Annotated in this window: 27 protein-coding genes and 1 tRNA gene; 10 read left to right on the forward strand and 18 right to left on the reverse strand. The window is 44.6% G+C overall.

The window, feature by feature from the left end; all coding sequences use genetic code 11:
- Window positions 1–590: 590 nt before the first annotated feature.
- Window positions 591–932: a hypothetical protein gene (locus tag QZW82_RS17235; protein WP_293150273.1), complete on the reverse strand. Its 342-nt coding sequence runs from the start codon at window positions 930–932 to the stop codon at window positions 591–593.
- A gap of 328 nt (window positions 933–1,260) precedes the next feature.
- Between QZW82_RS17235 and QZW82_RS17240 the strand changes: the two genes are divergently transcribed.
- Entirely contained in the window at window positions 1,261–1,539 is a 279-nt protein-coding gene (locus tag QZW82_RS17240; protein WP_293150275.1) for a DUF433 domain-containing protein, read from the forward strand.
- Between the two features lie 57 nt (window positions 1,540–1,596).
- On the opposite strand, the gene QZW82_RS17245 is transcribed toward QZW82_RS17240, so the two are convergent.
- The 9 genes from QZW82_RS17245 to QZW82_RS17285 form a co-directional block, all read right to left on the reverse strand.
- The gene (locus QZW82_RS17245; protein ID WP_293150277.1) at window positions 1,597–2,247 is read right to left on the reverse strand and encodes a DUF1287 domain-containing protein; all 651 of its coding nucleotides are present in this window, start codon (window positions 2,245–2,247) and stop codon (window positions 1,597–1,599) included.
- A 287-nt stretch (window positions 2,248–2,534) separates the two neighbouring features.
- Window positions 2,535–2,774 carry a type II toxin-antitoxin system prevent-host-death family antitoxin gene (locus tag QZW82_RS17250; protein ID WP_293150279.1) on the reverse strand — a complete coding sequence of 80 codons (240 nt, stop codon included), beginning with the start codon at window positions 2,772–2,774 and terminating at the stop codon, window positions 2,535–2,537.
- A 441-nt stretch (window positions 2,775–3,215) separates the two neighbouring features.
- Window positions 3,216–4,667, reverse strand: coding sequence for a hypothetical protein (locus QZW82_RS17255; RefSeq protein ID WP_293150281.1), 1,452 nt, complete (start codon window positions 4,665–4,667; stop codon window positions 3,216–3,218).
- Between the two features lie 210 nt (window positions 4,668–4,877).
- Window positions 4,878–5,342 carry a hypothetical protein gene (locus QZW82_RS17260; protein ID WP_293150283.1) on the reverse strand — a complete coding sequence of 155 codons (465 nt, stop codon included), beginning with the start codon at window positions 5,340–5,342 and terminating at the stop codon, window positions 4,878–4,880.
- Window positions 5,343–5,424: 82 nt separating this feature from the next.
- Window positions 5,425–6,096 carry a hypothetical protein gene (locus QZW82_RS17265; protein WP_293150285.1) on the reverse strand — a complete coding sequence of 224 codons (672 nt, stop codon included), beginning with the start codon at window positions 6,094–6,096 and terminating at the stop codon, window positions 5,425–5,427.
- A 683-nt stretch (window positions 6,097–6,779) separates the two neighbouring features.
- A tRNA-OTHER gene (locus tag QZW82_RS17270) sits at window positions 6,780–6,846 on the reverse strand.
- A gap of 375 nt (window positions 6,847–7,221) precedes the next feature.
- Window positions 7,222–7,422: a hypothetical protein gene (locus QZW82_RS17275; protein ID WP_293150288.1), complete on the reverse strand. Its 201-nt coding sequence runs from the start codon at window positions 7,420–7,422 to the stop codon at window positions 7,222–7,224.
- A gap of 130 nt (window positions 7,423–7,552) precedes the next feature.
- Window positions 7,553–7,753 carry a radical SAM protein gene (locus tag QZW82_RS17280; RefSeq protein ID WP_293150290.1) on the reverse strand — a complete coding sequence of 67 codons (201 nt, stop codon included), beginning with the start codon at window positions 7,751–7,753 and terminating at the stop codon, window positions 7,553–7,555.
- A gap of 385 nt (window positions 7,754–8,138) precedes the next feature.
- Window positions 8,139–9,098 (reverse strand): GNAT family N-acetyltransferase, encoded by a 960-nt coding sequence (locus tag QZW82_RS17285; protein WP_293150292.1) that lies wholly within the window; start codon window positions 9,096–9,098, stop codon window positions 8,139–8,141.
- 320 nt (window positions 9,099–9,418) lie between these two features.
- On the opposite strand from QZW82_RS17285, the gene cpeB reads away from it, so the two are divergent.
- The 7 genes from cpeB (at window position 9,419) to QZW82_RS17320 (ending at window position 14,437) form a co-directional block, all read left to right on the forward strand.
- Entirely contained in the window at window positions 9,419–9,973 is a 555-nt protein-coding gene (gene cpeB, locus QZW82_RS17290) for a C-phycoerythrin subunit beta (protein WP_293150294.1), read from the forward strand.
- Between the two features lie 76 nt (window positions 9,974–10,049).
- Complete coding sequence (locus QZW82_RS17295; RefSeq protein ID WP_293150296.1) at window positions 10,050–10,544, forward strand: bleomycin hydrolase; 495 nt, start codon at window positions 10,050–10,052, stop codon at window positions 10,542–10,544.
- 435 nt (window positions 10,545–10,979) lie between these two features.
- Complete coding sequence (locus QZW82_RS17300; protein ID WP_293150298.1) at window positions 10,980–12,260, forward strand: HEAT repeat domain-containing protein; 1,281 nt, start codon at window positions 10,980–10,982, stop codon at window positions 12,258–12,260.
- 119 nt (window positions 12,261–12,379) lie between these two features.
- Entirely contained in the window at window positions 12,380–12,991 is a 612-nt protein-coding gene (locus tag QZW82_RS17305) for a HEAT repeat domain-containing protein (RefSeq protein ID WP_293150300.1), read from the forward strand.
- 185 nt (window positions 12,992–13,176) lie between these two features.
- Window positions 13,177–13,521, forward strand: coding sequence for a hypothetical protein (locus QZW82_RS17310; RefSeq protein WP_293150302.1), 345 nt, complete (start codon window positions 13,177–13,179; stop codon window positions 13,519–13,521).
- Window positions 13,522–13,802: 281 nt separating this feature from the next.
- A complete protein-coding gene (locus QZW82_RS17315) occupies window positions 13,803–14,078 on the forward strand; it encodes a CopG family transcriptional regulator (RefSeq protein ID WP_293150304.1) in 276 nt (91 codons plus the stop codon).
- On the forward strand, window positions 14,075–14,437 hold the full coding sequence (locus QZW82_RS17320) for a type II toxin-antitoxin system PemK/MazF family toxin (protein WP_293150306.1): 363 nt from the start codon (window positions 14,075–14,077) through the stop codon (window positions 14,435–14,437). The genes QZW82_RS17315 and QZW82_RS17320 overlap by 4 nt, the downstream gene beginning before the upstream one ends.
- Before the next feature lie 96 nt (window positions 14,438–14,533).
- On the opposite strand, the gene QZW82_RS17325 is transcribed toward QZW82_RS17320, so the two are convergent.
- From QZW82_RS17325 to QZW82_RS17340, 4 genes are all read right to left on the reverse strand, one after another.
- Window positions 14,534–15,007, reverse strand: coding sequence for a DUF2656 domain-containing protein (locus QZW82_RS17325; protein ID WP_293150308.1), 474 nt, complete (start codon window positions 15,005–15,007; stop codon window positions 14,534–14,536).
- 8 nt (window positions 15,008–15,015) lie between these two features.
- A complete protein-coding gene (locus QZW82_RS17330; protein WP_293150310.1) occupies window positions 15,016–15,900 on the reverse strand; it encodes a HEAT repeat domain-containing protein in 885 nt (294 codons plus the stop codon).
- Window positions 15,901–15,906: 6 nt separating this feature from the next.
- Window positions 15,907–16,173 carry a hypothetical protein gene (locus QZW82_RS17335; protein WP_293150312.1) on the reverse strand — a complete coding sequence of 89 codons (267 nt, stop codon included), beginning with the start codon at window positions 16,171–16,173 and terminating at the stop codon, window positions 15,907–15,909.
- Between the two features lie 255 nt (window positions 16,174–16,428).
- Window positions 16,429–17,037 carry a phycobiliprotein lyase gene (locus tag QZW82_RS17340; protein ID WP_293150314.1) on the reverse strand — a complete coding sequence of 203 codons (609 nt, stop codon included), beginning with the start codon at window positions 17,035–17,037 and terminating at the stop codon, window positions 16,429–16,431.
- A gap of 182 nt (window positions 17,038–17,219) precedes the next feature.
- On the opposite strand from QZW82_RS17340, the gene QZW82_RS17345 reads away from it, so the two are divergent.
- A complete protein-coding gene (locus tag QZW82_RS17345) occupies window positions 17,220–18,041 on the forward strand; it encodes a pentapeptide repeat-containing protein (RefSeq protein ID WP_293150316.1) in 822 nt (273 codons plus the stop codon).
- A 76-nt stretch (window positions 18,042–18,117) separates the two neighbouring features.
- Here QZW82_RS17345 and QZW82_RS17350 read toward each other — a convergent pair whose 3' ends face one another.
- A complete protein-coding gene (locus QZW82_RS17350; RefSeq protein ID WP_293150318.1) occupies window positions 18,118–18,849 on the reverse strand; it encodes a phycoerythrobilin:ferredoxin oxidoreductase in 732 nt (243 codons plus the stop codon).
- Window positions 18,850–18,856: 7 nt separating this feature from the next.
- Window positions 18,857–19,591 (reverse strand): 15,16-dihydrobiliverdin:ferredoxin oxidoreductase, encoded by a 735-nt coding sequence (locus QZW82_RS17355; protein ID WP_293150320.1) that lies wholly within the window; start codon window positions 19,589–19,591, stop codon window positions 18,857–18,859.
- A gap of 257 nt (window positions 19,592–19,848) precedes the next feature.
- On the opposite strand from QZW82_RS17355, the gene QZW82_RS17360 reads away from it, so the two are divergent.
- Window positions 19,849–20,427: a phycobilisome protein gene (locus QZW82_RS17360; protein ID WP_293150322.1), complete on the forward strand. Its 579-nt coding sequence runs from the start codon at window positions 19,849–19,851 to the stop codon at window positions 20,425–20,427.
- Between the two features lie 241 nt (window positions 20,428–20,668).
- Here QZW82_RS17360 and QZW82_RS17365 read toward each other — a convergent pair whose 3' ends face one another.
- Both QZW82_RS17365 and QZW82_RS17370 read right to left on the reverse strand, forming a co-directional pair.
- Window positions 20,669–21,334, reverse strand: a complete 666-nt coding sequence (locus QZW82_RS17365) for a HEAT repeat domain-containing protein (RefSeq protein WP_293150324.1) — start codon at window positions 21,332–21,334, stop codon at window positions 20,669–20,671.
- 804 nt (window positions 21,335–22,138) lie between these two features.
- On the reverse strand, window positions 22,139–22,906 hold the full coding sequence (locus QZW82_RS17370; RefSeq protein ID WP_293150326.1) for a phycobilisome rod-core linker polypeptide: 768 nt from the start codon (window positions 22,904–22,906) through the stop codon (window positions 22,139–22,141).
- Window positions 22,907–22,933: the final 27 nt, after the last annotated feature.

Here is a 22,933-nt window from a genome sequence, read left to right on the forward strand (position 1 = left end):
CTACAAACCTATTTTCTTATGGGGTTTGTAGTGAGGACTTTAGTCCGCAGAAAAAGAAGGACTGAAGTCCTCACTACAAACCTATTTTCTTATGGGGTTTGTAGTGAGGACTTTAGTCCGCAGAAAAAGAAGGACTGAAGTCCTCACTACAAACCTATTTTCTTATGGGGTTTGTAGTGAGGACTTTAGTCCGCAGAAAAGAAGGACTGAAGTCCTCACTACAAACCTATTTTCTTATACGGTTTGTAGTGAGGACTTTAGTCCGCAGAAAAAGAAGGACTGAAGTCCTCACTACAAACCTATTTTCTTATACGGTTTGTAGTGAGGACTTTAGTCCGCAGAAAAAGAAGGACTGAAGTCCTCACTACAAACCTATTTTCTTATGCGCTCGTTTTGTGGGGATATGATATCAATGCTTCTGCCCAAAATAGACTATTTTATATGCGGCGTCACTGCGAAAACCACAGTAAAACTATGGTATATCCTAAGCACCGGAGAAAACAAAAGTAAAATTAGGGTGCGCCACAAGCACCGCAAACACCCGAGTACAAGTAGTAAAAGTAGGGTGCGCCGCAGCGCACCTTACCAAATTAATCTCCTACTTCAGAGGTAACTGCATCCGGCGGCAGCAAACTTTCTAATCTATCTTTAGACCAGTATTCAGTAGGATAGGCGAGTGCAATAATATCAGAAAGTCGAATTAACCACGTAACTTGTCCGTAAGCATCGGTATTTTCCCCGTGTTCGTTAGGGGGAACTATCACCAAAAGTTCAGCAAACTCCCCGAACAAATTAATCGGGATGCCGCCGAAACTACTATTATTTGTTTTAATCCAAACTTTACTGCCTCGATCGAGGGCTTCTTGGAGTCGCTGGGACAGCAAAGTGGATTTTTTGACCTGGGATTTTTTGGCTTTCGACTTTTTTCCCATAGTTTTAAGAAGTTAAAGTAGTTGTACTGTGAGTTGCACGGTGGGTTACACAGTGGGTGGAGATCGAAGTGCGATCGCCTTCTAGGGCTTCGCTAACGCGATTTGCTATTGAAACTGACAAAATGAAAAAAGACGATCGCCCGATCGGCACCCTACCAGTCTAGTCTATAAGAAAGTGCCGCACTGCGATCGTCATAACAATTTAATTACAAAATTGGGAAATCACCTGCGGTATCAATTTACAGAATGAGTTAACCGTCCCGGTATTTATACTGGGTCTGAATGCAGTATAATCGGCGAAGTCTTCCCAAATCGTTAAACTAAAACAATGGACTGGCGAAAGCTCATTCATCGCAACCCGAAAACTTCAACAGTTCAACCACCAGCGGCAGAAACTCGATTGTCTGTAGAATTCCTGTTGGGGCTGTTTGCGGCGGGATGGACTGAAGAGCAAGTTTTAGAAAAATATCCTACACTCACTTCCCCCAAGCTGCGCGCTGCTTTGGCTGCTGCGGATTCGCAGTTAGTTTCATCCATTGCGAATGCTGAGTTACTGGAAATTATCGAGAAAACTAGGGAAGAGTTGAGAATCGAGAAAAAGTTGTAGGTTGAGGAGATTGAGGGAGATGTTTGGGAGAAAAGTGCGATCGACTTTCGATGCAATTCAAAAATATCGATAATGGCCGATAATCTTCCAATTGAAGAGCACATCTTCCAATTTAGTCCCTGCACCGATATTGTGAACGATCGCAAATCTTCCCGAGGGCGATCGCACGTTGCTAACTATCCCGATATGAGACTCGCCTCCTCCTAAATTCCATGTTACTACATCCCCCGGTTGATAATTAGCGGCATTGCGAGTAACAGGTAACGATTTACCTTTTCGTTCAAAAAATACCATCAAATTAGGAACTCGGCGATGGTCGATATTCGGATCTGTGGCGGTCAAATTCCAATCTTTTGGATAGGCGGCAAAGTTCTGCCGCATATCTTGATGTACCTCTTGTTGCAGATCCACTTTTACTTGCCGAAATGCGCGAATTATGACATCGGTGCAAACACCTGTAGTCATCGGTACATCGCCACCCGGGTAGGGAATCGCTACATAAGCAGGATCGTAGGAATTAGTAATTTTAGTTTGGGCGATCGCATTATCGAGCACTTCACGAACTATCGGCGAAGTCACCGGAACTTTTTCGGGATTTAACTGGACAGTTGGAACAGAAATTGGCTTGACGCTTTTTAGCGATTGACAAGCAACACAGAGATAACTAATAAATAAAATAAACCAAAGAGTTTTCAAACGACAGTACATTATTCAATCTCAATTTTTGCCTAAATTTTCTCTAACTCGTTCCCGAAACTCCAACACCGCCTTCAGGGGATTGGGGCGTTGAGGTATGTTGTTGGGCTTGGGCCCTAAGAGTTTAGTAGTTATATAAGCTGTCAGTTATACCTCATCTTTTTGAAAAAGGCTATACATAGTCTGCCAGCGTTGAAGATTGCGATTTGGTCATCAATGGTTTAACTGGCGATCGCTACCTCATTTTCAGTATCGTCATCTTCATCAAGTCCAAATCTTTTGCAAATTTCATCGAGTGTTTAAGGTTGAATGACTCTTGATTTAGCTCGCTTCAGTGTCGTTAACAAGCGAGTTGCATTGGCAGGCGATCGCAGCAAATAAAGCGTTTCTAGCAAGCTTTCTAATTCTGCCTCAGAAATTAAAACCGCATTTTTGCCGTTAGATCTAGTAATAACTATTACTTCCCCAGTTTCAACAGCGCGATCGCAGAGATTTTCTAAATTTGCTTGAGCTTCAATGTATGCAATCTCAGTTGACATAAAATTCTAACTCCCACTCAATTTGCGAGCAGGCCCCGCCAGCTTTACTGACGAGCCATACTCGATTATATCATTTATCAGAATTCATGAGTTTTAAACCCCCGCAGGTTGGTCTATATGGAGAGCATCTCAGCTTTGTATTTATAGTGCCACCACCTCAAGAGTTCGCGTATTGTACAATACGCGAGTTTTTAAGCTCGCACTCAAAGAAAAAAAGCTTTTTACAAAACTGAGATACTCCGGGTGTAATGTTTTTAGAGTGGGATGTAATATCATATCCGGTCAATTACCATAACAATCAAAGTTTGTAGTGCGGACTTCAGTCCGCATAATACGGACTGAAGTCCGCACTACGAACCTATTTTATTGCGGTCAACCGACAAAATATGATATGAATCCCCATAGAAAAAACCTCCTACGACCTCTGTCAACTGTCAACTGTCAACTGTCAACTGTCAACTGTTTATCATCCCTGACAGGCAAAGCCACATCCAGAATTTCCATCAATAACTCCAGCCGCGAAGGACGAGACAACATTGGCACTAAGTTGGGCAGCGAGTAATAATCACCCGCAAACGTAAACGTTTCCACCGACACTTGCTTGTCCTTCAATTGTTTTTCAACATATTCGCAGTAAGCACCAACTCGCACAATCACTACATCAGGAATTACGCCCAAAGTGTGGCAGTATTTCTGATAAGCATCTGCAAAATAAGGTGCAGAGTTTTCGCCTTCATCTGTTACCATAATGAATTGCTCAACCACCTGCTTCTTAATCCGCATTGCTTCGATCGCGCAACCGCAACTTGTGCCGCCGCCTGCGCGAATGTGCTTGAATGCGCGCTCCCAATCGGTCAATTCGCTGCCGTTTGCTTGCACTGGATACGGCATCGTGTCAAAGGCGTAGACGAACAGCGCAGCCTCGGAAATGCCCGAAATCATGGCAGCGAGACGCTTGCCAACTTCGATCGCACTTTCCATACTTCCCGACTTGTCAACCAACAAACCGGTGGCTTTAACAATCTTGCCGCGCTTCTTCACCTGTTCGTTTGTCACCGCTTCCAGCTTCGCCGTTGTGGCTGCGTCGAACTTTGCGCCCGCACCGGCAACACTCGCTTTGTATGCAGAAACTCGATCGCACTTTGCGGCTTCATCCAACTTCGAGTCAATCAACAGCTTGACTTCCGGGTGATCCATCGCGCCGCGAGACTGAATCGATTTCAGATTGTTGATGACTTCCTGCGGCGACATCGAGTTAATCAGCGCTGCTAACACCGTTGGCGTGAGCATTTTGATCGCACCAACTGCGATCGTATAGGGAATCTTGTACTCAACAATCAAATTCGCCTGTTCCGCAGGAGTCGCAGCCTTGGCTAACTGCTTCAAAACAAATGCCAGCGAGTCTTCCGGCGGATTGTCCTTAAACAGAATAGCATTAGCTCGATCGCTCGGCTTGACGTGCAGAGTCGCATATAAGTGCTTCATCGCCTTGCGGTTGCGGATGGCGGCGCGATCGAAAAACTGGGCATTCTTTTCGCGCGATCGCAGATAGCGAGTGACAGCAGTGCGCGCACTTCGAGGCAGCTTATTCTGGTGCTGCTTCATAAAGTCCACAATCCGCGAAACCTCGTAGGGCGGGAACTCTTGTAACATCATAAATCCAGCGTCTCGGTGCTCTGTGAGCGCCGAAGTCAGCAAGTTTCCCGCAAAAACTTCCTTGTGGTCGCGCACGTCGCCGTGACGTTGATACCACACGGCTAAATGACCGTAAAAAATCGGATCTAATTCGATAATTAACTTGTGAATTTCTGTCACCTTTTCCAGTTGGCGGTGAGGTGTGGTGAGCAGACTGTTAAGCATTTCTAAACGTAAATCGCGCTCTGCTGTATTCATTGGTGCTGCCTCCAGTTGTGGTTTTGGATTGGCGATTTTGGATTTTCAATTATTAGGAATATCCCAAAATCAGCGGTGGCAGTTGTTGCACGCTTGGCAATGAATATCGTAGTCACCGCGCAAGTTTGAGGAGCTTTGTTTTTTTAACCTTGGAAGGGTTGGTATGTAAGCTCTTCGGATTGGGGCGCGGCAACAACTGCTATTTTAAAACTATTTCAGGGAAAATTCTGGGATTTCGATCGCCCTTAAATCCGGTTCAACCCAATTATTTCGCGCTTCCCAAGACATCAGGTGCTCGCGGGTGTAGTGGTTCCAGGGTAAAGTGGAATCGGCATATTCGGCGATCAAGCCGTTAGCTAAATGTACGATCGATTGATTTCGGCCTCGATCCGCCAGATACTCGCGTACAGTTTGCGCCCAAAACAGCGTTAGCGTTTCGTGATACCCGCTGTTTGGCGTGCTTTCAATGCCATTCACAGAGTTGTAACGTTTGATGCCATTGCGAATCGCATCGATCGCCTCTGAGTCCGATTCGCCAAACAGAAAATACCATAAAGCAACGGTTAAATGGGCTTCGTGCGTCCATTCGCTGCGCGGGAGGGTGCATTCTTGGAAGGCGTGGAGGAGGGTATCTATCTCGTAGGGCGATCGGTAAATTGCAAGTTTATTGCTCATAGCTAATACCCAATCAATTTCTTAGTCCGCGGAGGCGGACATCGTTTGTGTAGTCGCGGTTTCAACCGCCGACTCATGTCTTTTAACTTTTGCTGAGTTGTTCGGTGATGAACTTAATTTGCTTCTTGTTACACTGACGTTTGCTCGTCGTGTACTTCCATGTTTTGACACGGGAGTAATATTTAGTTACCTCCAATTCTTCCATATCAGCCAGCTCGAAAAGATACCAAATACCATCTACTTTTTGATAATGATGGTAATCATCGATCTTGAGAAAATCATCAGGCTTTTTCGGAGGCAATTTTCGTACCTTGTTTGCTAAGCAGAGTGTCCGCGTCTCAGGGTGAACGTAAAGTTCCTCTCTCCCAGAACCAAGTTGACGCCCATATCGGCGATCGCAAACAATTCCATCAACCAACACAACATCTCTTTCCACATAACCCCAAACATGGGAGAGAATATGTTTTCCAGACAGCGTAGTTATATCAAGAATTTGACAGAGTTCGTGGTAGATATCATCCCAATCTTGTCCTACTTTGCTCCGCAGCCAGCGAGATAAAGGCCCCAGACAATCAGAAAAATATTTGCTTTTTCTTTTCAGCTTGAGTAGATAAGGATTAAAGATTCCATCAGTGTAAGCTGCATCAGTGATTTCTTTCAAATGTCTCCGGTTTCCTGGCACTTTTTTTAAGCTAGCTCTCCAGCCACCGCGAGGCCGTTCGATGACGATTCTATCTAATCGGTGTTCGCTCATAGCAATTGAAAATTGTAAATTAAATTATCCTAGTCATGGATGAACTTTTGACAAAGAAACAGATTTGTTTGCCTAATCTACGGACTACACCGAAAAAAAATGCGTAATCAACCCGATTGCGACCCATCCGCGAGCAATTTATGTAAAATTTGACAAAGTTTAAAACACTTCGCGCAAGTCAAAAAAGCTTTATTCACAGCCGTTCTTACCAGTTTTACCTAGCAGTGGACACGCAAACCTTATCTAGAACTAGAGACTCGGAATGCTTCCCTAAATCGATCGCTCGAATATCAGTACCTTAGGGCAGTTATAGTTACTAAAGTGTGTAAGCTTCATCAGTTAGGGCGCGAAGTGTTTCGTCTGTAACAAGGAATTGAATTGTTCAAAAATTGGAAGTTTCGCGCAAGTTTAAAAAGCGATTTAACAGACCGATTGCCCTACCCCTGAGCTACAGCCTCTTAAACGAGACTGACAGGATTTGAACCTGTGACCAATCGGTTGAATCGTGTGTATGCGCTTCCTATGTTGGGGCGCGAAACTGAAAATACAGGTTTGTAGTGAGGACTTCAGTCCTTCTTTTGCTGCGGACTAAAGTCCTCACTACAAACCTTTTTTATGAAGAAAGTTGAATCAAAATGTTGCGAGCAAAAAGTCACTTCGCGCAAGTTAAGAAAGCCGTTGTTCATACGCAGGAGTTGAACCCGCAACCTTTTCTTTAAAGAGAAATGCTCTACCAAGAGCTAGTATGTAAGCTTCCTTTGTTAGGGCGCGAAGTGGAAGTTTTAACCGCGTGACAGATATAAAAACTTCAGGTATGAGAGGCGGCGCACGAGTCAGAGAAGCTTTGTTTTTTACGCCTCGCGGCGAGGTAGGAATTGAACCTACTATTCGATTGTCAGTCGAACGTTACCAGTTTGTAAGCTTCTTTGGTTAGGGTGCGCCCCTGACAACTGATAATTTTTTATACCGCGCAAGTTTGAAAAGCTTTTGACAACTTCTAGCGTGTTTACCATTTCACCATAAAAGCCGAAGCCTTCAGCGGGACTTGAACCCGCAATCTTTTCAGAACTAGAACCCTAATGTGTGTATGCTTCTCGAATTAGGGCGCGGAATAAAAGCAAATTCCTAGCCGTAAACTGCCTCTGGGCGAACAATTAAATCACCGCTGGGACGGCGATCGAGGACGTAAGACTCGAAGCGATCGCTCTTGACATCAAAATGATTGGCTAGACGTTCCTGAATTGTTTTGTCGCTCATTCCTGCCGTGATACCCAGTTGGTTTTCTGCCACATCATAGGAACGTCCTTCAAAACGAATGTGAACCATAACTGTTACCTCCTTAAGCGATTTTAGATTTTAGATTTTAGATTTTGAATTAGTAGCTTTCCTACTCTTTAGTTGTGGCGTTAGTCGGTAAAATTTGCCAGCATTCGCATCTGCGCCCGCACGACAATTTTTACACAAACAAACGCCGCTCTAAATGGTAAGCTTGTTTGAGATGGCGGATTTCTTCAGTCTTTTGGGCCGATCGCACTCGATCGCAACTGTGCTGTTCTGAATCCGCCCCAGATTCGTTGAAATTCGGCTGTTTTGGTACAATATCTGACTCAGGTGGAGTCAGTCTGTAACTGAACAGTCTCGTAAAAAGTAACAACATGACAATTAAGTCTGTATTGCAAGACTTTCAAATTGATGTTCCTTGAAATCTCGAATGCTATTTAGTTGTCAAGGTTCAGATTGGGTACGGAAAATACAGGTTTTTGGCTCTCCTGCGCTTTCCATATGTTTATACTACATAAAATACTACAGAAGTGTCAAGGGGGTAGGAAAAGTTTTTTAGATACAGGTACGTTGTTGCGCTTCAGCGCTCTTTCATATATATATTAAGAGCGCTGAAGCGCAACAACGTACCTAGTGCGATCGCGAACTTTGCACTCGGGCCCAGAAACCCGGTTTCTACGAGAAATACTGTTTGGTGACAAGGCATACAGAGAGAAACCGGGTTTCTTGAATCCTGCGCGTAATGCCGATCGCCCAAATCCTCAAACATCCTTAACATAAGAAATGCTGTCCCGAATATTGTCGAAGCCCGCAGACTCGTAAAGTCGCAATGCACCGGAAGGATTTGCAGCATCCACGCCGAGAATCGCAGTATCGACACCGGCTGCTTTCAGTCGATGCAAACCAGCCAGCAACATCGCCCGTCCCAATCCAAGTTTGCGGAAACCGCGCCGCGTACCGAGAACAGCAATCCAGCCTTCATTTCGTCCAGTACGATCGCACTCTTCGAGGCTAATTTCGCAATAACAGAAAGCGGCAAAAGTCCCGTCAGCAGCAACTGCAATCAAGTCTAAATCCTTTCTGTAAGAGGGTTTTGCTAAATCGTATTTGAATTTCTCGACGGTTAAATCGTGGTGATTCCAGTGATCGATAAACGACTGGTTGAACATTTCTACCCAAGCTTCTGCATCCTCTTCGCCGGGGAATAGACGCAGCGCAAAACCTTCTGGGAATTGGGGTTGGGCGATCGGTTCCGAGAGCGATCGCGCCATGCGACAAAAATAGCGATCGACCCTAAAACCGCAACTTTCCAGCACAGAAATGCGATCGACATCCTGTGTCCTAACCCCCGATCGCAGCTTCACGTGCGCGCCCCGCAATGATGCTACCTCGCGCATTCGCCTTTCGCCCCAAGCGACTGCCGCCCCTTCCACACTCCCGCCACGCGCTTCGGGGCGGACAGAAAACGACAGCCAACCATCGATGACGGCCCCAGGTTCAGAAATCCACAACTCGGCAAAACCGATTAATTTGCCGCCTGCATCTTCCCAAAGGCAGATATCGCGCGCTAAATCTCGGGACGGTTGGTTAAATTCTTGTTGCAATTCCGAGATGGAAGTGCCTTGATCGAGCCGATCGACTGCTTCGCAAGTATTGATTAAATCGGCGATCGCTTCGAGGTCACTTTCACCCGCGTAGGGTCTGATCGACACACTTAACATAGTTTGCGATCTCAGGATGTGAGTTTAAATCATATCTTGCACCATTGCCCACAAGTTTTTCAAGGACGGGCAGGATGCCCCAAAAGTAACTTGAGTGTCTTGTTGAATAGGCCTTTTCTGCCTGTTAAGCGAGAATGGTGGAAGAGGTAAGTTCAACGAAAAAATGTGCTTTTCGCGACCAAAGTAACAAATTGTTACTTTGTTTCTCAGGAATGAGACCTCTGTCTCATTCCTTAGATATATTCAAGACCATCAAGTTCGTCACCAAGTTGACCAACTGAGATAAGAAATAATTTTTCGTCTAAGTTAAGGAGAACTCAATGCTTGACGCTTTTTCAAGAGCTGTAGTTTCAGCCGATGCCAGCACCTCCACCGTTGGTGATATTGCTGCCCTTAGAGCTTTCGTTGCCAGCGGCAACCGACGCTTGGATGCTGTAAACGCGATCGCCAGCAACGCTAGCTGCATGGTTTCTGACGCTGTTGCCGGTATGATCTGCGAAAACCAAGGCTTGATCCAAGCCGGTGGTAACTGCTACCCTAACCGTCGCATGGCTGCTTGCTTGCGCGATGCAGAAATCATCCTCCGTTATGTCACCTACGCTTTGTTGGCTGGTGATGCTTCAGTTCTTGATGACCGTTGCTTGAATGGTTTGAAAGAAACCTATGCAGCTTTGGGCGTACCCACCACCTCCACCGTGCGTGCAGTTCAAATCATGAAGGCTCAAGCCGCTGCTCACATCCAAGACAACCCCAGCGAAAAATTTGCTGGTGCTAAGTTGCGGAAAATGGGAACAATCGTAGTTGAAGATCGTTGCGCTAGCTTGGTTGCTGAATCTTCCAGCTACTTCGATCGCATCATTTCTGCCCTGAGCTAGTTTATTGCTAATCGCAATTCGCTCAGCAAAATAGAAACTACGCTCACAATCAAAATCAGTTTAGGAGATTTAGGAAATGAAATCAGTTCTCACCACCGCGATTGCTTCTGCTGATGCAGCAGGACGCTTCCCTAGCACCTCAGATTTAGAATCAGTACAAGGTTCTATCCAACGCTCTGCTGCTCGTTTAGAAGCTGCTGAAAAATTGGGCGCCAACCTGGATGCAGTTGCTAAAGAAGCTTATGATGCTTGCATCAAAAAGTATCCTTACTTGAACGAAGCCGGTCAAGCTAACTCCACCGATACTTTCAAAGCAAAATGCCACCGCGACATCAAGCACTACCTGCGCTTGGTTCAATACTGCTTGGTAGTTGGCGGCACAGGCCCTCTTGATGAATGGGGTATTGCTGGTCAACGCGAAGTTTATCGCGCTTTGAGCTTGCCTACTGCTCCTTACGTTGAAGCATTGAGCTTTGCTCGTAACCGCGGTTGCACTCCTCGCGATATGTCTGCTCAAGCTTTGACTGAGTACAATGCTCTTCTTGACTACGCCATCAACTCCCTGTCCTAATTAATTAGACAGGTTTGTAATGTCGTGACTGGGTAATTTTTACCCCGACAAGTCTAGGAAATCTTGGCTCGTTGCTCTACCGATTTCGGTAAAGTAAGGGTAAAGAATTCCTGGGCTTGTTATTTTGTTTAAATAGAGATATGCTGTTAGATCGAGTCCGATCGATTACCAATAAGAAAAACGGTTTGTAGTGCGGACTTTAGTCCGCAAGATGGAGCGGACTCAAGTCCGCACTACGAACGCTAAGCCGGTTTGTAGTGCGGACTTCAGTCCGCAAGATGGAGCCCGCACTACGAACGCTAAGCCGGTTTGTAGTGCGGACTTCAGTCCGCATTCATAGAGCGGACTCAAGTCCGGACTACGAACGCTAGGAACTTATTATTGCGGTCATTCAAGCGGAATTGATATTACAATTAATCCCAGACGGCTAATTTTATGGATAAAAGATTTCTTAGTTTTTTTAATTTAACAGAAGACCAGGCGATCGCCCTTTTAGATACGCCACAAGACCAAATCGGCGAAGAGGATTCTCGCTATATAGCAGCTTCCCATTTGATAAACTTTCCCACAGAGCGATCGATCGCAGCACTGATACGAGCAGTAGAGCAAACCGATCCATCCCTAGACAACCGCATTGTCCGCCGCAAGTCAGTGGAAACCTTGGGAAGACTGCAAGCTGTCCAAGCATTGCCGGTGATTCGCACCTGTCTGAGCGATGATGATTGCTACACCGTCGAAAATGCCGTTTGGGCGATCGGCGAAATTGGCACTCAAGACAGCGATATTTTAGAAGAAGTAGCTCAATTGCTCGATCGACCAGGACAAACCTACCGAGTAATCATCCACACCCTGACTAAATTAGATTATCAACCAGCCGAGACCAGAATTCGCAAATTTGTTAACGATCTCGATCCACCGACTGCTAGTGCTGCGATCGCCGCAATTTGCCGCCTCACCAGAGACTTTTCTAAAATGGGACAAGTTGTCGCCATGCTGCAACACAAAAACGTCCTAGGGCGCAGACTATCAATTCAGGATTTGATTGACGCCCACCACTACGATGCCATTCCCAACATTGCCAAATGTCCCGTATCTTTAGTCTTTCGCCTCAGGGGAATTCGGATGCTAGCAGCAGCCGGAATCGCCGACAAATCCCTTACCTTTGAGAACATTCAACCCTATTTAGAAAAAACCTTACGGGATGAACCAGGGGATTTGGATTTAGTCCACAGCTATGAAGAATTACCAGAATTACCGTTTCTAATTAACCAATTATACGAGACGGATTTTGGTCGTTGTTATCTAGCAACTAAAACAATTTTAGAACATTATTCAGAAGAGGCACCGGCTGCACTTTTTACAACCTTTGCAGAAGAAGCAAACAACGACTATGGAGCGCATTTTCATGTAATAAAATTGTTTGGTTGGCTCAAACACTCTCCCGCCTACGATTTATTATTGGAAGCTTTGAATAACCCCCAACCCCAGTTTCAGAAATCCCGTGCCGCCGCTGCGATCGCCCTAGGGGAACTCGGAGAAAAGCGTGCTATTCCAGAATTGCAAGCCTGTTTGGCAACAAAAATCTGGGATTTGCAGTATGCTGCATTAATTGCCCTCGAAAAACTTGGCGATATCAGCGGTTATCAAACCGCTGCAACGGATCGAGATTGGTTAGTGCAAGCTAAAATAGAAGCTCATAACTCAGTAAAATCCTAATTATCTTAATTTAGGAATTACAAGGTTCGTAGTGAGGACTTTAGTCCTCTGATGCTGCGGACTTAAGTCCGCACTACAAACAGTTTCCTTCTTCCTTCTTCCTTCTTCCTTCATAAATCATGACAACAGACGCTTTGTTTGAACAACTAAAACATCCGAATCCTCATATGCGCGATCGGGCGATGTTTGAAATAGCCGATTCCCGCGATGAAAATACAATTCCTCGACTGGTGGGCATTTTAGACGACGAAGATGTCGTCTATCGTCGGGCGGCGGTGAAGGTGTTGGGTGCGATCGGTGAGGATGCCATATCACCGGTGGTTGACGCCATGTTAAACAGCGAGAATGTGACTGTGCGAGGGAGTGCGGCGAAGGTATTGGCACAAATTGCGATTAATTATCCAGAGTTGCCTTTCCCGGAAGTCGGTTTGCAGGGATTGAAAAAGGCGATCGATGACGCTAACCCTGTCGTGCATATTGCAGCCGTGATGGCCTTGGGGCAGATGGGTTCGTCTGCGTTCGAGATTTTGGTGGAATCGTTGAATACAACCGATAATATAGCGGTACAAGTTGCGATCGTGAGTGCGCTGGCTTCTGTGGGCGATCGGCGTTGTGTAGAAGTTCTCACCACATTTGCGAATGATGAAACCGTGGATTCCTACGTGCGGGAATCGGCGACAAGTTCCTTATCGCGGTTGGATTTGGTGATGAATTATAAGCGTGCGGAATAGTAATGAATGAGTATGATTTTACTGTGAAGTTTAATCTAGAAAAATCCCTAGCTAATACTGACGATTTTATCTAGAAACTATATGAAGGTGGCTGTGATGATGCCTTAATCGGAATTGGTAATAAAGAATATGTCGCCCTAAATTTCATCCGCGAGGCATCATCGGCTTATGAAGCTATTTCTACTGTGATTAATGATGTCAAAAAAGTTATTCCAGGTGTTACTCTAATTGAAGCAGCACCAGATTTTGTTGGCTTGACGGATGCAGCTAAAATTCTGGGGTACACTCAACAGCACATGACAAATCTCACCCTCGAAAGCGACTCAAAATTTCCGATTCCTGTTTATGAAGGCGCCCATTCGATCTGGCACTTAGCGGAAATTTTAATTTGGTTGCGCGAAAATCAAACACATTCAATTGATGATACATTGTTAGATATTGCTCAAACCAATATGAATATTAACATTGCTAGGAGTTGGCAAAAAATCCCTCCTGATACCCAAGAAAGTATCAAGGCGCTGGCTGTTTAGCTTGGTTTGTGCGATCGAGATTGTAGAGTACATTATTTTAAATATATAGCCTTTCTCAAAAAGATGAGGTATGACTGGCATCAGTATAACCGCTTAGACGTATAGGGCTCTCTTCCCAACAACGTCCGCGAATCTTTCTGAGAACCGCTATACCACGAACTTTAAGCTTTTCTCCTTTCAACCTTAAAACATCCTCGATCGCCTAATCCATCACTATTTTGAAAAAAAGAGTTAAGATAGATATCTAGAGAACATTCAGGTTTCATTTAGGAGTGATTTTCATGTCTAATCCTACAATTGAAGCAAAAATCAGTCTCCCTGCTAATTTACTAGAAGCGACTGATAAAGCAGTAAACCAGGGAAAAGCCAAGAGTCGTGATGAATTTATTATGCGGGCTATTTGTCGAGAATTAGCAGCGCTGAAACGAGCTGAAATTGATGAAGCACTCGCAGAAATGACAAGCGATCCAGAATATCAAGCTGAAGTTTTACAGATGGAGGCTGAATTTGCTACAGCTTCTTGGGAGGCCTTTAAATTGGCGGAGTCTCAAGAATGAAAAGAGGAGAGGTTTATATAGCTCGTCTCGATCCTGTGGAAGGTTCTGAACAAGGGGGAAATCGTCCGGTGATTATAGTCAGTCGCGACGTAATTAATGCTAGTAGTCCAGTCGTTTTGGCAGTTCCCTGTACCACTTATCAACAAAACAAGCGCATTTTTCCATCTCAGGTTTTGATTAAAGCTCCTGATGGAGGATTAGAAAGGGATTCAATTGTTAAAGCGGATCAAGTGCGGGTATTGGCAAAAACTAGACTTTTGCAAATGCTGGGAAAGCTTTCAGAGGCAAAAATTGCCGAACTTAATCGCGCTTTAATGATTGCTTTAGATTTACCAGGACAAGATGATGAGGAAAGTTGAAAAATGGCAGACTAAGTATCGAGTGACGTTTGGTTGTTGTTTCAACAGTATCAATCAAAAAGATATCACGGCTGGTTAACTCAGCCTTTTATCCTTTTACCCTTTTCTCCTTTCAACCTTAAAAACATCCTCAATACTTTTCCCAGCCGTTTTGTCCTCCCAGCCGATCGCCATCAAGAAACTCTCAGCCGACTGAGTTTCCACCACATCAACTCCCCATTCTCCGGTTTGCAGCGCTTCAGGATCGTCACTCAATGGCGGAGTCTTCTTAAACCCCGCTAAAATCAAAATATCAGGAAAAGAATCATCAGCTTTCCCTTGACTCATCCGCTTGTTCACCAAAGCTTCAGCGCAAAATTCCCCAACTTTAGGCGGAGAAAAATCAGCAGGAAATAGAACTTCTACCATCCAATGAGCATGATTTAATTGACGACACTTAATCTCAGGATATTGACTTAAACCCTCAAAAAATACCAGAGTTAAATCTTCTCGACTCAAGGCCGGAAAAACATCTTCTGGCATATCAAAGTTATGAGAAAGCAACATCCGCCCGGTTCCAGATTCAGTCATGTTTTTAATTACTTAATTTGAGAAATTGCTAACTTAATTACGCCTTGAATCGCCGCTTCCGATTCCTTGGCTAATGCAGCTTGTAATGGCTCGATCGCACTTCGATCGCCTACTTTCATCAAAGACAAGGCCGCCGCCCTGCGACTTTCGCCATCACCACCATCCAGCAACTCAATCAGGTTGGGGATTGCAGGCTTATAGGCGAGATTTCCCAAAGCAGCCGCCGCCTCGCAACGCACGTCAACATCCACATCCGTCAGAGACTTCACCAAAATCTCAAATAACTCCGCTTTGGGCTCTTCCTGGGCAACTTTGGCGATCGCACCTACCACCGCACCACGCACCACAGGCGAATCAGAAGCTATTGCCCGATACAAATACTCCTTCGCACCCGCCCCAATAAACGCCAACGCCCAAGCCGCATGACCGATCGTACTTTCCGGCACATCGGTAGATGCTAAAATATCCAACAAAGGCTGTACAGAAGGTTCACCAATCCTCGCCAACGCCCCAATCGACGAACCCTTAACCACCGTATCCTCATCATTCAACAAAGCATGAATTAGATGAGGAACCGCCGTCGGATCGGCAATCAAAGTCAGAGTTTTCGCAGCCGCACGTCGCACAACCGGATTAGGATGATTCGCCAAACCATCCAACAAAAAAGGAGTCGCATCTTCACCAATTTCCGCCAAAGTTTCCGCGAAACGCAGTCGAGTCATCCCCCGCGTATCTCCCATACATTCAACTAACCGCTTCATAATTTCCGAATCATCAGGATTGAAAGTATCTAAATCTATTTGTTCAGTAACTTCCCGCAGAAAAGCATCTGCTTTTTCATGAAGCAATGAAATTGAAGCATCCTGAGATTGAGCATTAGAATTGACCATCATTGCCACCTAATTATTAGTAGTTATAGCCGCCAATTGAGTGCGGAGACTGTCTAGCCCAGCATCAATTTTAGCAAGTTCCGGCTCAATTTTAGCCATAGCTGCTTTCTGTGGCAGCTTAGCCTTTTGTGCCGCAGCCATCGTTTCATTCACCAAACGTTCCCGATACCGCTCAAATTCGGCAATCACTTCCACCAATTCTTCCGCATCTATCTCAGTTGAATTTTCGGCAGATTCATCATTGTCAGATGGTGTTAATTCTTCGTTTTCAGACATAGTTTTGATAGTTTGATAATTAGTCCGCGTAGGCGGACTTTGTTTTTGTAGCCGCGATTTCAATCGCCGGGTATTTCTTCGCGATTTCAATCGCCGGGTATTTCTTCGCGATTTCAATCGCCGGGTATTTCTTCGCGATTTCAATCGCCGGGTATTTCTTCGCGATTTCAATCGCCGGGTATTTCTTTGTGTACCTTCGCGATTTTGTGTACCTTCGCGATTTTAATCGCCGGGTATTTTTGCTTTAACGTGACTTTAACGCGATACCGCAGCAGCCTCAGAAACTCTCAAGCGATTGTGTTCCAACAACTCTTCTAAAACAGATGGAGAAATACAACGACGCTCAGAACAGTATGCCATTTGTTTAACCCCATTACTCATTTGAACGGTCATCACCCGCACTCGAAAATGATCGTTAATAAACCAACAGCGTTCCTGTCCTTGATTTGTCTCATATTCCGTCTCAATAGTCAATACCCCATCATCAGCAAAATTGTAAATACCAATTACCGGAATCCCTTCAACGTAGCCGCGATTTCGCAAAAACTTCCCCATCTTCGGGTTATTGGGATTGGGTACATCGATAAGTATTGCTGCATAATTTTGGTTGGGGATGGCATCATCCAAATTATCTTGCCACATAAAACTGCATCCCCCACTAACCAAAGCAGGATCTACATTTTGCTGTTGACAAACCTCTAAAACTCTGGGATCATCAATTGATAAGACATTGATCGTGACATTAGATTCTCCCGACTCATCGGCAGCAGCAGCATCAAAATTATGCACTGTTCGCTGAGTGAACCAAACGCCCTCACTCTTGCGAAAGAAATCCATCATAGTCATCGGTGGTGTTAGCAGCATTTCTATGTCAACTTAGCGAGAGGAATCAAGCAAGTCCCCTTGTCTGGGGGAATGGGCGGGAAATCGGATCGGATTTTGGTTAAGAAAATTAACTTTCTGGCGATCGCCCATCAATCAAATTCTAGGATAAATGACACCGGACAACTTTGAGCAATTCCATCAATAAATCTTCAAAAAATATAATGGCACTTCGTCAACACTCATTTTTCCTCTCTGAACCCCTTACTCTCACAGAAGTCTTACAAGCTATCGAGGAAAGCAAAAGCCTAGCTCAAACCAACCTCCAGGGAATCAACCTCAGCCAAATGGATTTATCCGGAATTGATTTGAGCGGAGCCAACTTGATTGGCGCAAACCTCAGCCAAACTAATTTCCAAGGTGCAAATCTCCAGGGAGTAGATTTCCGGCGCGCCAATCTCCGAGACGCCAATTTGAGTGGAGCAAATTTACAAGAAAGTTATTTTTTTAGAGCTAATTTACAAGGCTGCAATCTAGTCGATGCCAAGCTAGAAGCAGCTAAATTTAAATTAGCTTTATATGATAGCAAAACCATGTGGCCAGAAGAATTTAATTACCAAAAAATAGAAGCTATTGGCCCGAAAGCTAGTCTGAGTGGAGCTTTTTTGAATACAGCGAATCTCCGAGGAGCGGATTTGAGTTATTGCAATCTGCGAGGTGCTTATCTCAGTGGAGCGGATTTAACTGGAGCAAATTTAGAAGGAGCGGCCTTAAGTGGGGCTAATCTTCAGAATGCTTTTTTGACTGGTGCTTATTTGCGAAATGCCATGTTAATTGGAGCTGAATTGCAAGGCGCAGATTTACGGGCTGCTGATTTGACTGGAGCAAATTTAGAGCAGTTGCAAAGTATTGCTGGTGCTGATTTCAGCTTAGTACAAGGATTGAGTACAGAATCGAGAGCGATGCTTTGCAGTCGCAGTTCCAAGGAGTTAGGTACTTGGAACCCTTATACTCGGAATAATACAGCTCAAAGTCTTGCAAGCTAGATATCGTTTGTAGTGCGGACTTTAGTCCGCAAATTCAGAGGACTAAAGTCCTCACTACAAACAAATTTTAATTTTCCTATAAATGGCGTTCCAAATCGAATAGAAAACCGTGAATATACTCCTCAGTCCACTCCTCACCATAGAACCGCAGAAACATCCCCCTCGCAGGATCTTTCGCAGCACGGTAGTTGATATAATTGCGTTGAGCCTGAAGAATCTCGGCCAATCTCTGACTGTCGGTGACTGGTTGCGCGCGATCGACTAAATCGAGATAAGCTTGTAGATAATCCTTAAAAGCATCAAACACAAGAGTTTGCACCGCCTCAGTTTCCTTAGGACGAGTCCACAGAAAAGCAGGAGAAAAGAAAGGTTTTGCCTCTTCAGGAAAATCTCCCCCCCAGGGCAAATCTTTTTGATACTTGTTAAAAATCGGTAAAATCGGCTCAGAGTATTGCTTCTGATAGGCCACATCATGAAAAAGCGGCTGCATATCCAAAGCAATCAAATGTCCCCCCGGTAAAGTCACCAAATCTGCCCCAAAAAAAGGCAAATCATAATTAATTTGCGGGAAAATTACAAAATTCAAAACCTGAAGAGCATCACCGCCCTCAACGTGAGCCGCCCGAATTTGTCGCAGTTTGGGCGATTGAAAAGCATAGCTAGTAGTGACAACCAACTGCTCTTTTTTTCCTTTCCCAGTGATACATTCTTTTTTTTCAAAACCTGCTGGAATCGGATATGGAGCTAAGTCAAGTCGCTCCCTGAGCAGGGGGATGGCGTAATCTAAAAAAGGCTGATAGAGAGTCATTTTTAATTTATTTTGTCCCGGCGGGAACCGCTAAGGGAACAGCATCTTCAAACAAAAACTCGTACAAAAAGCGCTCTGACCATTCATGACCAAAATAGCTGCCGAACAGCCCGGATGCGGGGTCTCTTTCTGCACTATACTGATCGTATTCTTTCTGTGCTTTCACAATCCGCTGAATTTCTGCGGGAGTTGTCAGGGGAGTAGCTTGTTGTAGCATTTTCCAATACAACTGGACGTATTCTTGATAGGCCGGAAACAATTGGTTCACTACTGTTTCGGCGTCGGTTTTGGCAAAGAGCAAATTCTTGGAAAAATACTGGTTGGCATCATAAAACTTCATTTCTAAGTCTTGTACCAACGAGCTGTATTTAGCTCGAATTTCGGTCAATGGTTCGATATACTTGTCTGTGTAAGGGCGATCGCGAAATAACGGCTGAAAATCAATCACCACCAAGATTTTCTTTTGTCCAAACGCTAAAAAATCAATCCCTAGCAACGGCACATCGTAATTGTGGCTTGGATAAATGACACTGTTAAAAATTTGTGCCGTTTCCCCAGCATCGATGTAGGTGTAGCGTATTTTTCGCAATTCAGGGCATTGATAACACCAGCTTTGAATTGTGGCGGGATTTTTACCTCTTTCACTCACCACAGATTCCAATCCAGAGGGAATGGGACGGCTCTCTAGTGCAAAGTTCTCAAACAGTTCTTTTTCTAGAAATTGCTGAAATGGCTTAAACATAGATTATAATTTAGCTCCTTCAATCTCTCCCTGAACACAGGATAATAGGCGATCGCCCTGGGCCTAGTCTCTTTTATGGATAACAAAGTAATATTTCGTTATGAAACCAAAGGTGCGATCGCACTAATCTAATGAAGAGTTTTTACCACACTCTCATCTTTGATTCTCTCAAATGTAACAAATCTTAATAAAACTTCTCATAATTCTAGTCTATAACTTGAAGTGTACTCAATTCCCTCCCCAAAATTTTAATAGCTATGCAATTAAGTGAAAGAGCAAAACAATTAATTCCCAAAGCCAGAATAGTCAGCTTTGCTACTTGGAAAAATATCTATCCAGATGCAGTAATTGCCATTTTTCAAAAGGCTGACGACGAAAGTAGATATCTCACAGATGAAGATTTAGAAAACATCAAGAATCTGGTTCCCGATACCTCTTTAATGTTAGAACAAGCAAGATTGCTGCGAGAGCAAGCTCCTAATCTTGTATCGAATGCCAGGGAAAAGGTGTTAGCCGACTTTCCAAATATCACCGAACCAGACAATGACCTCTATCCTGCTGAACGCGCCGAAGCTTGTTGGCGAGATTTTTGGCATTTCTTGCGCTCCGTCTCCTATAGTATAGCAGGGAAAAACCCGGAATTCACCAGTCAAGCAGGGCTAGAAAACATGGAACTACTCTATCAAGAATTGCGAGTTCCCGTGGCGGCGATGCTCTGTGGATTAGAACAATTAAAAACAGTTAGTTTACAGCAATTGTGTTCTGAGGAACAGGATTTATCTGGTCTTGCTTTTGACAATTTAATCGCTGGCTTAAAACAGTTCAGTCAAGCTTGACCGCTTAACAATCGCAGGAATTAACCACAGACATTCAAGAAACCGGGTTGTTTGCCCACATTCCTCTCACTTCAAGTCATAATTTCCAGAAAAAACCCGGTTTCTGGCTCTAGAAGTTGATATAGCGGTTCTCAATGGTAGTCAGGTACAGGGGCTCCAATCCTATGCCCAATGCCCAATGCCCAATGCCCTATGCCCATAAGGTCGCCTCATGTTACATCAGAAAGATTATAAAATATTCTTAATTGCGATCGAGCAAATTTTCTAAAGCTGCACCAACCACTCGATGGTGGGAGTCTTGCCGCAGTTGACTCAACACCTGCTTCGCTTCTGGAGCATTAAAATGCTTCAAAGCAGATGCAGTGTGCTGGCGAATCCCTTCATACTCAGAACCAGCCAGCACTAACAACCTAGCCAATGCCGCTGCTTCCTGACTGCTTCCGGCTAAAGCACCGAGCGCGTCCACAGCCGCTTCCTGGGTGGTCATATCTTCCCCAGCCAAGGCTTCAACGCACACCTCGAAAAGTTCGTTGTAGCACTCCATATCCACCAGCGCCGCCAGAATGCTGCGACGCACCAGCCAGTGGTCATCTTGAACAAAAGTCAGCACTAAATGAGATGCAGCGCACCTACCGAACAGCGACAGGGAATTTGCAGCTTCGGCGCGCACATTGGGAGTGTTATCAAGTTTCATGATTTGCAGCAAGGCTGCGAAAGATTCGGCGCTTTGCTGTTGTCCAAATCCCCTGCTGACAAAAGTACGGACTAAAAATTCTGGGTCGTTGAGTCGAGCTTTTAGCAAAGGAACGGCAATCTCTGGTGTATAATCTTTCAGAGCTGCGATCGCCTTGAGTCGATATTGAAAATCAGAATTATCTAGAAACGCTTCAATTTCGTGAATATCCATAACCGCAACAGAGCAGGACTTTTCCTTACTTTAAACAACAGAGTTCACTTTGTGCAACTTACCAAAATTATCTTAACGCCGAAATCTTTTTTTGACCGTGAACCTAGTTTATGTAAACTCTCTCATCAAATCTAGTCTGAAAACTTCCCTATTTTAACCCAATACAGTTCACTTAGGATAGTCCGAAGAGAGGAACGAAGCAATCTCCGTATCTATTTCTCATAGGGTTTTACCCTGAAGGCGGTCTTAAGTAAACCGTATTGTATTTTAACCAGTATTGTCGTAGTTCGCGATGAGGTGTATGCAAACTTCCTTTCGCTTGATAGAGCATCACTTGTCGGTGATTTCCCATCGAAACTCGTTTGAGAAGTTCCACAGAAATTAAGCATACTCGCAGGCTGGTGATATATTGCTCTAATCTCTGAACGGCTGGTAGTCTAAAGTTTCAAACATCCAAAATTGACCTTAAAAATTTAGGTTACGACCTCGCATCCAAGCCTGCACTTTTTTATCGGCTATTGGGGGAATATCATTTTATAATTTAGATTTGAGAAACAGTCTTGGACGCGCTCCGACCAAATATTTTCCCCTTCTCCCTAGATAACTAAGGCTTTCTTCTGTAAATCAAGTTTTTGGCTTTTTTCAACAGAAAAAGAGCGAATAATAAACTCGCTCTAGAAAAAGTATAAAATAGGAAACCTACATCAAAAAAAACGATATAAGAATCTAGTCCGGTTCAGGAAGGGAAACGCAAGAAAGTCTCTGGTTATCCCTGACTTCAGGCTCGCATCATCAGTCTATGGCTCAAGCAACTTCGGTGATGCTGACAATTTTTCCGCCAGCACGATGGATGCGCTGAATTTGGGGGGTCATCTTCCCACCAGAGACAAGATATTCAGTGTTGCTCACTCGGCGAGGGCTATCAAATTTAGCTCCCTTGACTACAATCTTGAACATTTTTTCGGTGGCATCTTTTGCTGCACTAATGCGACCGCCTGTGCTTGGTAAAGTAATTTTGTTACCACTATTACCAGCTACGAACTCAACTAAGCGAGAAGCGGTAAAAGCACTGTCAACTCCTGCATAACCTTGATACAGGGAAAGAGTGCGATTGTAGCCAACTTGCTTTTGTCCGAGTTGACTCTTGGCTCCTTGATAATAAGGAACTGTATTCTCGCCGAATTTGTCCTCATATTCTTGACTGTCTAGGTAGGAGTCAATTTCTGCATCGTAACCTTTTTCGATACAGATGCGAATATGCTCAGAAAGTTCTGCTTGGTCTAAGGGAGCGCGACCTAACAAATGTTTAAAGTTTAGCTCGACAAAGCGGTAGGGAGCGCAGGATTCAAAATACCGACTGCGATAGAAATCAGATTTTGCCACAGCGCGGACAAATTCCCGTACAGTCGTCGCACCATCGCACAACTGGGATTCTGGCACAGTCAGGCGTTCGCTTTCCATCACGTGGGGATTGCCCAGCACTTGCTTGTAAACTGCCCGAATTACGGCCTGTGTATCATCGGAACTGCTAGCAGACCAAAGTTCTACTGGTGCATCTAAAACCACACTCATTGAGTTTCTCCTAAGACTAAATAACGT

This window comes from Microcoleus sp. bin48.metabat.b7b8b9.023, from assembly GCF_013299185.1.
In the GTDB taxonomy this organism is placed as follows: Bacteria; Cyanobacteriota; Cyanobacteriia; order Cyanobacteriales; family Microcoleaceae; genus Microcoleus.